Source organism: Rhizobium sp. BK098 (genome assembly GCF_014193155.1).
Taxonomy (GTDB): domain Bacteria; phylum Pseudomonadota; class Alphaproteobacteria; order Rhizobiales; family Rhizobiaceae; genus Rhizobium.
Genome location: NZ_JACHYY010000002.1, coordinates 324,726 through 339,197 on the forward strand (window position 1 = coordinate 324,726; position 14,472 = coordinate 339,197).

General features: G+C 60.8%; 11 protein-coding genes. 6 read left to right on the forward strand and 5 right to left on the reverse strand.

The window, feature by feature from the left end:
• Positions 1–47 precede the first annotated feature (47 nt).
• The 4 genes from FHT73_RS06450 (at position 48) to FHT73_RS06465 (ending at position 5,519) form a co-directional block, all read left to right on the forward strand.
• Positions 48–1,439: a multicopper oxidase family protein gene (locus tag FHT73_RS06450; protein WP_183710429.1), complete on the forward strand. Its 1,392-nt coding sequence runs from the start codon at positions 48–50 to the stop codon at positions 1,437–1,439.
• 170 nt (positions 1,440–1,609) lie between these two features.
• Entirely contained in the window at positions 1,610–2,755 is a 1,146-nt protein-coding gene (gene rnd, locus FHT73_RS06455; protein ID WP_112607255.1) for a ribonuclease D, read from the forward strand.
• Between the two features lie 189 nt (positions 2,756–2,944).
• Positions 2,945–3,997, forward strand: coding sequence for an adenylate/guanylate cyclase domain-containing protein (locus tag FHT73_RS06460; RefSeq protein WP_112337880.1), 1,053 nt, complete (start codon positions 2,945–2,947; stop codon positions 3,995–3,997).
• 163 nt (positions 3,998–4,160) lie between these two features.
• Positions 4,161–5,519, forward strand: coding sequence for an esterase-like activity of phytase family protein (locus FHT73_RS06465; RefSeq protein ID WP_112607257.1), 1,359 nt, complete (start codon positions 4,161–4,163; stop codon positions 5,517–5,519).
• Between the two features lie 63 nt (positions 5,520–5,582).
• Here the strand turns inward: FHT73_RS06465 and ppx are convergent, their stop codons facing one another.
• The 4 genes from ppx to FHT73_RS06485 form a co-directional block, all read right to left on the reverse strand.
• Positions 5,583–7,103 carry an exopolyphosphatase gene (ppx, locus tag FHT73_RS06470; protein WP_112337882.1) on the reverse strand — a complete coding sequence of 507 codons (1,521 nt, stop codon included), beginning with the start codon at positions 7,101–7,103 and terminating at the stop codon, positions 5,583–5,585.
• Positions 7,104–7,114: 11 nt separating this feature from the next.
• Complete coding sequence (locus FHT73_RS06475) at positions 7,115–9,316, reverse strand: RNA degradosome polyphosphate kinase (protein ID WP_183710431.1); 2,202 nt, start codon at positions 9,314–9,316, stop codon at positions 7,115–7,117.
• Between the two features lie 75 nt (positions 9,317–9,391).
• Positions 9,392–10,105: a DnaA regulatory inactivator HdaA gene (hdaA, locus tag FHT73_RS06480; RefSeq protein ID WP_183710433.1), complete on the reverse strand. Its 714-nt coding sequence runs from the start codon at positions 10,103–10,105 to the stop codon at positions 9,392–9,394.
• Positions 10,106–10,107: 2 nt separating this feature from the next.
• Complete coding sequence (locus FHT73_RS06485; protein ID WP_112410647.1) at positions 10,108–11,238, reverse strand: AI-2E family transporter; 1,131 nt, start codon at positions 11,236–11,238, stop codon at positions 10,108–10,110.
• A gap of 222 nt (positions 11,239–11,460) precedes the next feature.
• Here FHT73_RS06485 and purM point away from each other — a divergent pair, with 222 nt between their 5' ends.
• Together purM and purN are read left to right on the forward strand one after the other, a co-directional pair.
• Positions 11,461–12,534, forward strand: coding sequence for a phosphoribosylformylglycinamidine cyclo-ligase (purM, locus tag FHT73_RS06490; protein ID WP_112410648.1), 1,074 nt, complete (start codon positions 11,461–11,463; stop codon positions 12,532–12,534).
• Complete coding sequence (purN, locus tag FHT73_RS06495) at positions 12,531–13,202, forward strand: phosphoribosylglycinamide formyltransferase (protein WP_183710435.1); 672 nt, start codon at positions 12,531–12,533, stop codon at positions 13,200–13,202. The genes purM and purN overlap by 4 nt, the downstream gene beginning before the upstream one ends.
• A gap of 57 nt (positions 13,203–13,259) precedes the next feature.
• Here purN and FHT73_RS06500 read toward each other — a convergent pair whose 3' ends face one another.
• A complete protein-coding gene (locus FHT73_RS06500) occupies positions 13,260–14,429 on the reverse strand; it encodes an alpha-D-ribose 1-methylphosphonate 5-triphosphate diphosphatase (RefSeq protein WP_183710436.1) in 1,170 nt (389 codons plus the stop codon).
• Positions 14,430–14,472 lie beyond the last annotated feature (43 nt).

The following is a 14,472-nucleotide window of genomic DNA, read 5'->3' on the forward strand; positions in this document are numbered from 1 at the left end:
GTCAACTTTAAACAGGCACTCATATATCTTCGCCCCCGGAGCCCGACATGCCAATCCTCACCCGCCGCAATCTCCTGAAAGCTTCAGCCGTTGCCGGCGCCTATGGCGTCGGCCTCGGGATCGCCGGTAAGTTTGCGGGCAAGGCAGCGGCGGCCGAGCCACTCACGCTGAAGACTGCCAAGATCGAGGCCAGCCTCGCCGACGGCGGCAAGACCAGGAATGTGCTCACTTATGGCGATGCCAGCATGCCGCCGGTCGTGCGCATGAAGAAGGGCGAGCCCTTCGCGGCGAGACTGATCAACGGCATAGACGATCCGACGACTATCCACTGGCACGGCATTCGTCTGCCCAACAATATGGACGGCGTTCCGTTCCTCACCCAGCCCTATGTCTATACCGGCGATCATTTCGATTATGCCTTTACGCCTCCGGATGCCGGTACTTTCTGGTATCATCCGCACTGCAATACGCTGGAGCAGATGGGCCACGGCATGACTGGCGTCATCGTGGTCGAGAACCCCAAGGATCCTGCCTTCGATTCGGAAGTGGTGCTCAATCTGCGCGATTGGCGCCTGGGGGGAGATGGACAGTTCATTGCGCAATTCAGGCCGCGGGATGCCGCGAAATCCGGCACCTACGGCACCGTCCGGACCGCCAACTGGAAACAGGAACCGCAATATGACGCGCCTTCCGGCGGGCTGGTGCGGCTGCGCATTGCCATTACCGATGTCACGCGCATCTATTCCTTCCGCATGGACGGCGCCGAGGCGACAGTGATCGCGATAGACGGCAATCCCGTGCCACAGCGCTTTCCGCTCGATCTTCTGCAGCTTGGGCCGGGGCAGCGGCTGGAGCTTGCCGTACGCATGCCCGACAGCGAAGGCGCAGTCGTCAAGCTCGAAGACATCAAGGGCACCAATCCGAAAGTGCTGGCGACGCTGCGCGCCGTGGGCGCATCATTAAAGCGCGACGTGCGCGATCTGGCGCCGCTCGAAGATAATCCCGTGCTGAAGGCAGACCTCGGTTCCGCCACCCATATTCCGCTGATCCTGAGCTCGACGGCGGAGAACACCGCCGACAACAGCATATGCGGCTCGCTCGGCTACAGCTTCTGGGCTATCAACAAGGTGCCTTGGCCGGGCGATACGCCTGATCCCACGGCGCCGCTTGCCGAGCTCAAGCTCGGCAAGAGCTATGTCATCGACATGGAAAACGTCACGCCGCATAGCCACCCGATCCACCTGCACGGGATGAGCTTTACGGTCCTCTCCTCTTCGACTCGGCAGGTGCAGCCCTTTGTCTCCGATACCTATCTGATCCAGCCGGACGAAAAGGTGCAGCTGGCCTTCGTTGCCGACAATCCCGGCGATTGGCTGCTGCATTGCCATATCATCGAACACCAGAAGACGGGCATGACGAGTTACGTGCGCGTGGCATAGGCGGTCACAAGCCATCCCGATTGCAGGCAGTTTCGGTCGAAGCTGTCACAGTCCCCGGCAATTTCAGCGAAAAGCGAAATGCGGCAAGGGCTTTGTCCGCGAAAGTATTGACATATCGGGCTGAAAGGAGAAGGAAGTTAAGGAAGTATTTTACCATTGAATGTGTTGATATGATCGAAACTACCGCCCAATTGGAGGCGGCCTGCCAAGAGCTGGCCAAGTCGGAATTCATTACCATCGATACGGAATTCCTGCGAGAAACGACCTTCTGGCCGGAGCTGTGTTTGATACAGATGGCAAGCCCCACCACCGAAGTGCTGGTGGATCCGCTGGCCAAGGGGCTGGATCTGGCACCCTTCTTCGAACTGATGGCCAACTCATCGGTTTTGAAGGTGTTTCATGCTGCCCGCCAGGATATCGAAATCATCTTCCATCGCGGCAATCTCATTCCGCATCCGATCTTCGATACGCAAGTTGCGGCAATGGTTTGCGGCTTCGGCGATTCGGTTTCCTACGACCAGCTCGTCAGCCGCATCAAGAACGTCCATATCGATAAATCCTCGCGATTTACCGATTGGAGCCGGCGGCCGCTCTCGGAAAAGCAGCTCGACTATGCGCTTGCCGACGTGACGCATCTGCGCGACGTTTATCTCTCGCTCCAGGAGCAATTGCAGCGCGAAGGACGTGCCTCCTGGCTGCAGGAGGAGATGGCGATCCTGGAGGCGCGCGAGACCTACGACCTGCACCCCGACGATGCCTGGCAGCGGCTGAAGATGCGGCTGCGCAAACCGCAGGAGCTGGCCGTCCTTAAATTTGTGGCCGCCTGGCGCGAGCGCGAGGCCCGCGCACGCAATGTCCCGCGGGCACGCGTATTGAAAGACGATGCGATCTATGAGATCGCCCAGCAGCAACCGAAGGATACCGAAGCGCTTGCGCGGCTGCGCACCATCCCGAAGGGTTGGGAGCGCTCTGCCGCCGGTACGGCGGTGCTTGAAGCGATCAACGCGGCGCTGGCGCTGCCGAAGGCCGAAATGCCGCATCCGCCGCGCCACCAACAGGCTCCCGAGGGCACGGCAGCGGCCTCCGAACTGTTGAAGGTCCTTTTGAAGCTGATTGCCGAAAAGCACGGCGTTGCGCCGAAGGTCATCGCCAACAGCGACGATCTCGACAAGATCGCCGCCGAGGGGGAGAAGGCCGATGTGGCGGCTCTGACCGGCTGGCGTCGAGATCTCTTCGGCGAGACGGCCCTGCAACTGATCCAAGGCCAGGTGGCCCTGCGCTTCGTCGGCAAGCGGATCGAGACCATCGCCCTCTAGCCGCGATTCCCCTTTCCCGGCGCGTTGCGATTGCGTATGATTCGCGAACCGAGAGGCCCGCCGCGATCACGATTGCGCCGCAAATCTCGTGGAATGAACGTCCTGTGTAATCGTTCTATTAGATGACGTTCCAGTTTGCTGGCGCAATCCCGCGTCGATGACAGGCGTCGTTTCTCGGCGGAAAAGTGAATGGGTATTCTCCATTCGATACGCAACTGGATCCTGATATCGCTGCTTGTCGCTTCGACTGGCGTCATCTACGGCAAGATATTCTTCCCGCAAGCGCCAATGTATATCGGTGCGATCTTCGCCCTGTTCTGCGGCATGCCGCTGCTGGCCTTCGAACGCCGCATGATCCTGCCGCGGCTGAACGTCTGGATGCATCTCCTGCCAACGCCGGCCTTCATCCCTTCGGCTCTCATCGTCGATTTCCTGCTGATGAGCGTTGGCTATGCCACGGCGGGCAGCCTCATGAAACTGCTGGGCCTGGTCGACGGCTCCTGGGAAGATCTCACGCTGCTGAAGATCGACGTCTATCTCTACGCTGTCGTTGTGACCGCCATCATCATCTTCATCGGCCGTGTGCGGGAACTGCTCGGCCGCGACGTCTTTCTCAGCCTGCTGACCGGCCGGTACCGCAATCCGGTACAGGAAGAGCGCGTGTTCCTCTTCGTCGATCTCGTCGGCTCGACTGCCTTCGCCGAGGAGCATGGCGACCTGAAAACACAGGAATTCCTGGGCGCGGTGTTCGCCGCCATGGCTGAACCCGTACGGCGGCACAAGGGCGCGATAGACGATTATATCGGCGATGCCGCGATCATCACCTGGCCGCTTCGACGCGGGGTCAAGAATGCCAATTGCGTCCGCTGCGTCTTCAATATCCTCGACGATATCGAAAGAAACGCCGAAGCATGGCTGAAATCTTACGGCAGGGTGCCGCGTCTTAGAGCCGCTCTCCATGGCGGCAGCATCGTGACGGCGGAAATCGGCGTCGAGCACCACAAGATCGCCTATTTCGGCGATACGGTGAATACGACCGCAAGGCTGGAGTCTCTCTGCAAAACGCTGGAGCGCCAGGTGCTGATTTCCAGCGACCTTGCCAGACGGATGGAGCTTCCCGAAGGGATCATCAAGGAAGAGCTCGGCGAACATGCCGTTCGCGGCCGCGATCAGCACCTTGGCGTCATCGCCCTTCATACGCAGGACCGGCAAGCGTTGAAGACCGTTCGCGGCAGATCGTAAGCAATACGAATTTTAGGCTGCATTTCGCTATTGATGCACGCCTGGGCTTCACAGCCTATGGGTTGTCCACAGTCACCAAATCTTCACCTAAGCGTTAATTTGCAGATATGGGTCGCCTGTTAAGCGGAGTTGTTTTTGCCACTCTCCACCACAAGGTGACACGATGACTCGAATCCTTTCCGCTTCCACGGCACTCTTCATTCTGCTTGCCGGCTCGGCCCTAGCAGACGAGCAGCAGTTCAAGGCAAAGCTCGTCGGCCAGGCGATCCTGCCGGCCAACACCATCACTGCCGCTCCTGCCGATGCACCAGATTTCCTGAAGACTTCAGGCAAGTTCACCACGCCGGATCGCAAGCGCACGGACGCTCTCGGCACCGTGCCGGGCAAGGATGGCGCCCGCGTCACCGACCTGAAGCTGCCCTTCGCGGGCCAGCCGATCCAGGGGTTCTCTGGCATCAAGACCATGCCCGACGGCACATTCTGGACACTCTCCGACAACGGCTTCGGCTCCAAGCAGAACTCGTCGGACGCGATGCTCTTCCTGCATCAGCTGAAATTCAACTGGGACAGCGGCAAAGTCGAGGTCGTCAAGAACCTGTTCCTGTCCGACCCGAACAAGAAGGCTCCCTTTCCGATCGTTATGGAAGGCGCCGAAAAGCGTTACCTGACGGGCGCCGACTTCGACATCGAATCGGTTCAGCCGGTTGCCGACGGCTTCTGGATCGGCGACGAGTTCGGTCCTTACCTGCTGAAATTCGACACGGATGGCCAACTGACCGACGTCTTCGCAACGACGCTCGACGGCAAGCCGGTCATGTCGCCCGACAATCCGCTGATCCAGCTGCCGGGTAACCCCACACAGAAGATGCCGGCCTTCAATCTGAAGCGCTCGGGCGGCTTCGAAGGTCTCGCCATGTCGAAGGACGGCTCCAAGCTCTACGGCCTGCTGGAGGGCCCGATCTACAAGGATGACGGCCAGATGGAGAGCGTCGATGGCAAGACGGCCATCCGCGTCATCGAATTCGACGTCACCTCGAAGAGCTGGACCGGCCGCAGCTGGCTCTATCCCTTCGCGGACAAGGGTGTGTCGATCGGCGATTTCAACATGCTCGATGAAAAGACTGCCCTCGTCATCGAACGCGACAATGGCGCCGGCACGAAGGACAAGGCTTGCGCCGATCCCAAGCAGCCGAAGCCGGATTGCTTCGAGGCCCCGGCAGAGCTGAAGCGCGTCTACAAGATCGAATTCAGCGACGCCAATGTCGGCAAGTCCGTTCGCAAGATCGGCTATATCGATCTGATGCGCATCGAAGATCCGGACCACAAGCGTCGCCAGGGCGGCGGTGAAGGCTTCTACGACATGCCGTTCGTCACCATCGAGAATGTCGATCGGGTCGATGCCACGCATATCGTCATCGGCAACGACAATAACCTGCCCTTCTCCGCCGGCCGCGCCGTCGACAAGGCTGACGACAACGAATTCAGCCTGCTGGAAGTCGGCGATTTCCTGAACGCGAAGTAAGCACAATGAAACCGCCTCTCCCTGCCGTGCAGGGGGAGGCTTCAATCCCATGCAACACAAAGCTTATTCGAAGCAGAAAGCCAGGCGGCGATTGGTGAGCTTGCCGAGCTGCTGCAGGCGGCCGTCCAGCCTCTCGCCGGCAAAGTCGTGATATTCAGAGGGAACGACGAATTCGAGATCGAGATCAGGCTTTGTCGAACGGCGGAACGACAGATTGCGCACGATACCGGGCATCGACGCCGAGAAGAGATAGACGACGCGCAGCAGGCCGCCAAGCAGCTTGGCGCGTTCGATGTAGAGCGGCGTTGCGATCGTCGCCAGTGGCTCGGTCGCTCCGTCGTCGTTCAAGCCCTCGAAACGGTAGTAGTTGGCAAGCGCGATGAAGGCGCGGCCGGCATGGGTAATGCCGACAAAGGAGGTATGCGCGATGATGTTCAGCGCCTGCAGGCCGCGATAATCCGGATGGGCGCGCCAGCTGATATCGGCAAGCAGACAGGCTGCCTGACGATAGCGGCTTTCCTCGTCCGTCTCGGTGATGCCGAAGAAGGGCATCATTCGTCCGGTCCAATCGGCAAGCTCGCGAGCATGTTCCGGGGAGCGCGCACGCAGGATGGCAAGCTCGCCGGCGGCGGTGAGCAGCGGGTCGCTGTTGCGCTCGGCCTCGGTCAGCAGCGAATAGAGATAACCTTCACGAACGCCCTGAGCGGAGAAGGAGATGACGGACGGCTTCATGGCCGTCAGCACTTCGCGCATGGCGACTGCGCCGAAAGGCAGCAGCGAACGGCGATGCTTGGACACCGCCTGAAATGCCGGATCCTTCGAATCCTTCGCTTCGACGATCTGATCCAGGAACCGCAGCATCTCATCGAGCGGCACTTCATAGCCCTGCATCATGTGGAGCGGATATTTGCGGATTTCCATGTGCAGCTTGGCGACGCTTCGCCATGTGCCGCCGACCGCATAGAACGTGCGGCCCTCGCCCTTGCTCAATAGTTTCGCGGTCTTGACATGCTTGCGCGCGAAGCTGCGCGCCTTATCGATCGAGCCGCCGGCATATTCGGACAGGCGCAGGCCGCCGAGCGGCAGCGTGATGCCCTTGCCGATCTCGTGGTCCTTGATGTCGATCAGCTCCAGCGAGCCGCCGCCAAGATCCCCGGCAATGCCATCGGGATGGAAAAAACCGCTGATGATGCCGAGCGCGGAGAAGCGTGCTTCCTCTTCGCCAGACAGCACGCGCACTTTGCGCTGGAGGATGGCTTCGGCCTGATGGATGAACTGCGGACCGTTGCTGGCTTCGCGTGCCGCGGCCGTTGCCAGGACGTATATGGTGGAGGCACGCGCCTGATCCGACAGCGCCTTGAAGCGATGCAGGGCTGCAAGCGCCCGCGCCACGCTTTCCTCGTCCATCTTCCCCGTCAGTGCTATGCCTTTGCCGAGGCCGCACAGCACTTTTTCGTTGAAGAGGATTGTCGGCGACCGCGAGTGGCCTTCATAGACAACAAGACGGACCGAGTTCGACCCGATATCGACAACGGAGACAGGGGCGATGCCCGGAAGACGCCCCTGGGCTTCTGATTCAACCATGCAGGTCCAATTTATTTGTTGCGGCCCGACAGCAGTCCAGCGATGAGTTTCGGAGCACTGGATTTCAAGGCTTCACCACGGCCAGACAGGCTGGGATTGGTCATGAAATATTGCTGCGCATTGAACGGCTCTTTTCCCTGACGCACTTCCATGCGCCGTGAAGTCCCGTCCGGCAATATCTCGTAGCTTTGCTGATTGTCAATGATATTGCCCAGCATGATCTGTGAAAGCACCTGTTCATGCACGGTCTTGTTGGTGAGCGGCACAAGCGTTTCGACGCGGCGGTCGAGGTTGCGCGGCATCATGTCGGCGGAGCCGATATAGACCAGCGCCTTGTCCGACGGCAGGCCCTGCCCATTGCCGAAGCAGAAGATGCGGCTGTGCTCGAGGAAGCGCCCGATGATCGACTTGACGCGGATATTTTCCGATAGGCCCGGTACCTGCGGACGCAGGCAGCAGATGCCGCGCACCACCAGATCGATCTCGACGCCGGCATTGCTGGCGCGATAGAGCGCGTCGATGATGTCGGGGTCGACAAGCGAGTTCATCTTCATCCAGATCGCGGCCGGATGGCCGTTCCTGGCGTGCTCGATCTCGCCTTCGATATGCTGGAGGATGCGGGGACGCAGCGTATAGGGCGAGACCGCGATCTTCATGTCGTGTTCCGGCTCGCCATAGCCGGTGATGAAGTTGAAGATATTCGCCATGTCGTGCGCGATCTTCGGATCGCAGGTGAAGTAGGAAAGATCGGTGTAGATCTTGGCGGTGACTGGGTGATAGTTGCCCGTGCCGAGATGGCAATAGGTGCGCAGCTTGCCGTCCTCTCGGCGCACGACCATGGACATCTTCGAATGGGTCTTCAGCTCGATGAAGCCGAAGACGACCTGCACGCCGGCGCGCTCCAGATCGCGCGCCCAGCGGATGTTCGCCTCTTCGTCGAAGCGGGCCTTCAGTTCCACCAGCGCCGTAACCGATTTGCCGAGATCGGCTGCATCGATCAGCGCGCGGACGATCGGGCTGTCGTTGGACGTGCGGTAAAGCGTCTGCTTTATCGCCAGAACATCAGGATCCCTAGCAGCCTGGAGAAGGAACTGGACCACCACGTCGAAGGATTCATAGGGGTGGTGGACGACCATGTCCTTTTCACGGATCGCGGCGAAGCAATCGCCGGCATGTTCGCGGACGCGCTCAGGAAATCGGGCATTGTAGGGCTCGAAACGAAGATCGTCGCGCGGCGCCTTGCAGATTTCCGACAGTGTGTTGAGCGCCAGCAGGCCCGGCAGAACCGCGATGCGGTTTCCCGGCACGTTCAGCGACTCCACCACGAACTGGCGAAGCTCGAGCGGCATTTCGGAGTCGGTCTCGATGCGGATCACCGAACCGCGGCGGCGGCGCTTCAGCGCGGTTTCGAAGAAGCGCACCAGGTCTTCGGCCTCTTCCTCGACTTCGATATCGCTGTCACGGATGATGCGGAAGGTACCCGAGCCCTGAACCTCGTAGCCCGGATAGAGCCGATGGATGAAGATGTTCACCACATCTTCCAGCGTGATGTATCGGATGACGTTGCTGGCGTCCGGCAGGCGCACGAAGCGGTCCAGCGCCGGCGGCAGGCGCAGCAGCGCCGTCATCGGTTCGCGGCCGTTCATGCTTTTGAGCTGCAGCGCAATCGAGAAACCCAGGTTCGGAATGAACGGGAACGGATGGGCCGGGTCGATGGAGAGCGGCGTCAGGACCGGGAAGATCGCCTGCTCGAACTCGGTGTGCAGCCACTGGCGATCGGCATCGGAAAGGGCAGCCGGCCGGACGATCAGAATATCTTCCTTGGCGAGATATTGCTGCAGGACAGCCAGCGAGGCCTGCTGCTCCATCTGCAGATTGTCGATCTCGCGCAGGATATCGTCGAGCTGTTCGGCGGGTGTCTTGCCGTCTGGAGTGCGCACGAGGATCTTCTGGCGCACCTGGCCTTCGAGGCCGGCGACGCGCACCATGAAGAATTCATCGAGGTTGGCGGCGGAAATCGAGAGAAAGCGAACGCGCTCCAACAGCGGATGTGCGGTGTTCAGCGTCTCCTCAAGAACGCGACGGTTGAACTGGAGCCAGGAGAATTCGCGGTTGATGAAGCGCTCGGGGCTGGTCATCAATTCGCTGACCGCAGGTGCCGCCTCTGGATTTTCCTGGTTGGCGTCCTGATGTTCCGTGAGTGCCGAGTCCATGTTCCACCTACCCTCTTTCCAATCTTGTGCCACCTATATCAGTTTGACGACGGAACTGTGACAGTCGCGGCCAGCTCAATCCGGCTGGCCGGAACTGCCCAGCTCGTTCAGGACCTCGGCGGCCAACAGGCGCGTGATCCTTGTTCCCCGTCCAAGCGCCAGCCGGTCCAGCCTGTCGACGATCAGCTGCGCCGCGTTCAGGGAACGCTCCATACGATTGACGATATAAAGGACGAGTTTGTCATCGATATAAAGCTGGCGGTCGGCGAAGAGCTTGACGATCACCTGCGACAGCAATTCCTCGTCCGGCTCGCCGATCTCGACCACCGTTGCCGCCTTCAGGCGGGAGCGCAGGTCGGGCAGTGTCACCGGCCAGGACATCGGCCAAAGCCTGCTCGTCATCAAAAGACTGGTGCCGTTTTCGCGAACGCTGTTGATGACATGGAAGAGTTCGGTATCGTCAAAGCCGATGCGATCCACGTCTTCGAAGATGACGGGGCCGTTCGCCGCTGCGACTGCCGCATCGGAGCCGGCGACAGGATGAATGTGGACGGCGCCGCACCGCTCGGTCCAGATGCTGGCGAGATGCGATTTGCCCGAACCGACAGGCCCCGCCAGTATCACCACCGGCGACGGCCAGTGTGGCCAGGAATCGATGATCCTCACCGCCGCGCTCAAGGGATCGGCGACGAGTAGATCGTCGCGCCCGTTTGCGGGGTCATGCGTAAAGGCCAAGGGCAGCTGCTCGGCGGCCTTGCGCCTTAGATCAGCGTTCTTTGCGTCGGTCATGTCTAGCTATTCTCGATCTTGCCGGCCTTGGCTCTGCGCGCCTTGCCCGCTTCCGAGCGTCCGTAATAGAGATCGCTCTGAAGGTAGCGCGAAAGGGCGAAGCGGACAAGGACGCCACAGGCGGCAGCGGCCGGAACCGCGATCAGCAGCCCGACGAAGCCGAAGAGCGCGCCAAAGGCGAAAAGCGCGAACATCAGCCAGACCGGATGCAGGCCGACGCTTTCGCCGACGAGCTTCGGCTGCAGCACATTGCCTTCCAGGAACTGGCCGGTGAAGAAGACGACGAGCGTCAGACCGACCCAGAGATAGTCCGGCCAGAACTGAACGAGCGCGACGCCGACGGCCAGAACGAGGCCAACCATCGAGCCGACATAGGGAATGAAGCTGATCATGCCGGCAAAGAGGCCGATCAGCAGGCCAAAGTTCAGGCCGACCAGCGACAGACCGACGCCGTAGTAGACGCCGAGAATGATGCAGAGCGAGCCCTGCCCGCGGATGAAGCCGGCGATCGCCTGATCGATCTCGCGGGCAATTTCGCGAACGGTGGCAACATGATCGCGCGGGATCCAGTCGTCTACCTTGGCGACCATCCGATCCCAGTCGAGCAGCATATAGAAGGCGACGACGGGTGTGACGACCATCAGCGAGAGGATGTTGACCAGCGCCTTGCCGGAGCTCCAGAGCTGCGCGAACAGACCGCCGACAAAGCTCAAGCCTTCGGACATGATGCTGGAGAAATTGTCCTTGATCGCGCCGAGCTGGTTGCGAATCCAATCCGGCAGCACCATGGTCTGCGCCTTGGCGATCAGCTGCTGGATCTGCTGCACATAGGTCGGAATGTGCTGGATGAAATCGTTGAACTGATTGACGATGATCGGGATGAAGATCGTCAAAGCCAGCGCGAAGACCAGCACGAAGGAGACGAGGATCACCACCGTTGCCATAAGGCGGCTGAGGCCGATCCGCTCCAGCCGGTCGGCGACTGGATCGAGGAAATAGGCGACCGCCATGCCGGCGATGAACGGCAACAGGATCGTGCTAAAGATATAGATAAAGGCGATGAAAACGACGAGCACGATCACCCAGAAGGTGACTTGACGCTTGAGGCTCGCCCCGCTGACCTTTTGCTCCATCGTCTTCCCCGTCACTCCGCGCCCGTTTGCCGTGTGCTTAGGACATAGGATGATGCCGCAATTATGGTCAAGTCTGCGGCCGGAAATCTGCCCTGAGCAATGGGAAGCGGGGAAAATCGAAGGGTTTGCGGCGCTTGCGCCTTGCATAAAGGCCCCTATCATGCAATGGCGACCCGATCAAAGCCCTGTCATAATGGACGGGCGGCCATCGGAGGCGGAAGCATGAGCCAGTCTGGAAAAAACGGTCTGACCTATAGCGACGCGGGTGTCGATATCGACGCCGGCAACCTGCTGGTCGAGAAGATCAAGCCTGCCGTCCGTTCGACGCGCCGGCCGGGTGCCGATGGCGAGATCGGCGGCTTCGGCGGCCTGTTCGACCTCAAGGCTGCCGGCTTTACCGATCCGGTGCTGGTCGCCGCCAATGACGGCGTCGGCACCAAGCTGAAGATCGCGATCGATGCCAATTATCACGACACCGTCGGCATCGACCTCGTTGCCATGTGCGTGAACGATCTGGTCGTCCAGGGCGCCGAACCGCTGTTCTTCCTCGATTACTTCGCCACCGGCAAGCTCGACCCCGACCAGGGAGCGGCGATCGTCGGCGGCATCGCGGCCGGCTGCCGCGATGCAGGCTGTGCGCTGATCGGCGGCGAGACTGCGGAAATGCCGGGCATGTATTCCCATGGCGACTACGATCTGGCGGGCTTTGCCGTCGGTGCGGCCGAACGCGGTCAGCTGCTGCCGTCCGGCGATATTGCCGAAGGCGACATCATTCTTGGCCTCGCCTCGTCAGGCGTTCACTCCAACGGCTTCTCGCTGGTGCGCAAGATCGTCGAGCTTTCCGGCCTCGGCTGGGATGCGCCCGCTCCCTTCGCCGAAGGCAAGGCGCTCGGCGAAGCGCTGCTGACGCCGACGCGCATCTATGTGAAGCCGCTGCTGAAAGCCATCCGTGAAACCCATGCCCTGAAGGCTCTCGCCCATATCACCGGCGGCGGGTTCCCGGAGAATATTCCGCGCGTGCTGCCGAAGCATCTCGCCGCCGAGATCGATCTGGCTGCCGTCAAGGTGCCGCCGGTTTTCTCCTGGCTTGCCAAGACAGGCGGCGTCGAGGCCAAGGAAATGTTGCGCACCTTCAACTGCGGCATCGGCATGATCGTGGTCGTCGCTCAGGAAAATGTCGACGCCGTGAAGGCCGCGCTTGAAGCTGAAGACGAAGCGGTCGTTACCCTTGGCCGCATGATTGCCCGCGAAGAAGGCGCTCCCGGCACCGTCTACAAGGGCACGCTCGCTCTATGACCACGCCGCGCAAACGCGTCGTCGTCTTCATCTCGGGCGGCGGCTCCAACATGCTGGCTCTTCTGAAAGCCACCAAGGCAGCGGATTATCCAGCGGAGATCGTCGGCGTTATCTCCGACAAGGCGGATGCGGGCGGGTTGGCAAAAGCCGCGGCTGAAGGCATTGCGACCTTCGCTTTCGTGCGCAAGGAATTTGTCAGCAAGGAAGCCCATGAAGAGGCGATCCTTTCGCAGCTGGAAGCCCTCTCCCCCGACATCATCTGCCTTGCCGGTTATATGCGGCTGCTCTCGGGCCGCTTCATCCAGGCCTATGAGGGCCGGATCATCAATATCCATCCGTCGCTGCTGCCGCTTTTTCCCGGCCTGCACACGCATCAGCGCGCGATCGACGCCGGCATGCGCATCGCCGGCTGCACCGTGCATTTCGTCACCGAGGGTATGGACGAAGGTCCTGTCATCGGCCAGGCTGCCGTGCCTGTCTTGACCGACGATACCGCCGACAGCCTTGCCGCCCGCGTACTTACAGTTGAGTATCAGATTTATCCGCAATCGCTGCGGCTTCTGGCGGAAGACAAGGTCAGGATGGAAGGCGGCAAGGCCATAAGCCTCGGCAAAACACCTGCTGTCGATGGACGGCAAATTTTGTCACTACTTGGGGACATAGGTTAAGTAAGGAACTCCGGCGGCAAGCAGTCCCCCTCATCCGCCGCTCTCAATCGCCCTTCCTCAAGCCGCAATTGCCATCAGCGGATGCAGCGTACCGTCGCTATAGACGATGCGGCCACCGCGGAAGGTTGCGCGAATGCGGTGAACCGAGCCGGGCTCGACGGCGACTAGATCGGCAAGCTGGCCGACAGCAATCTCGCCGCGATCCGGCAGACCGGCCGAACGGGCAGCGTTGGCTGTTGCCGTCGCAACAGCCGCCGGCAGACCGCCGGCAACAACATCGGCGATCTTGAAGATCGCCGGCACAAAGGCCGCCGGGTGATAATCAGCCGCGATGATGCCGAGCAGGCCGGAGCGCGCCGCATCCAGGGCGCTGAGATTGCCGGACATGGACTGGCCGCGCAGCGCGTTCGGCGCGCCCATCAGGGTCCAGAGACCGCGACGGCAGGCTTCCTCCGCGGCAGGTCCCGTCACCGGAAACTCGCTGATCGTCACGCCGAGATCGTGCATCGCGGCGACTTTTTCGGCACTGTCGTCGTCATGCGAGGCGAGCGACAGCTTGTGCTTCAGCGCAAGTTCAACCACGTCATGCAGCTTGCGTTCGATCTCAGGATCCTCGCGCTGTGCGATGCGTTTTGCCACGACTTCCTCGGCCGCCTCGCGCGATATGGACCGGCGCTCGGACATGCTGCGGATATAGCTTTCGATGTCGTTATACTGCCCCTGCCCCGGCGTGTGGTCGGTGAGCGAAATCATATCAACGGAGCCTTCTTCCAGCAGCCGCTCCAGGGTCGGCGCCGCACCGAGATTGGTGATTTCGTAGCGTGCATGGACACGGTGGTCGATCAGGAGCTCATCGCGCAGGCTGCCGATGCCGCGGATGACCGCCGAGGTGGTTTCGAGCGAACGGACATGGCCGTAGACGCTTTCGGTCGCAAAGGAGAGCGCTGCAAAGGCCGTGGTGACGCCAGCCGCCGCCAGCTTCTTGTCCAGCTCGTGAATGCCGAAATCGATCGGCATCATCGCATTCGGCCGCGGCGCGATCTCGCGCTCCACCATGTCACAATGCAGATCGACGAAGCCCGGCATCAGCAAGCGGCCACCGCCATCGAACGTTGGCTGCGCCACCGGCTCCGAGCGGATTTCGGCAATCACGCCGTCCTCGATGCGCACTGCGCCCTTCTCGACGACTTCATTAGGAAGAACGAGCGTGAAATTGCTGAGCCACATCGGCTTTCTCCTGAAACATCCATAAGCGAAGGAAGGGCGGAAG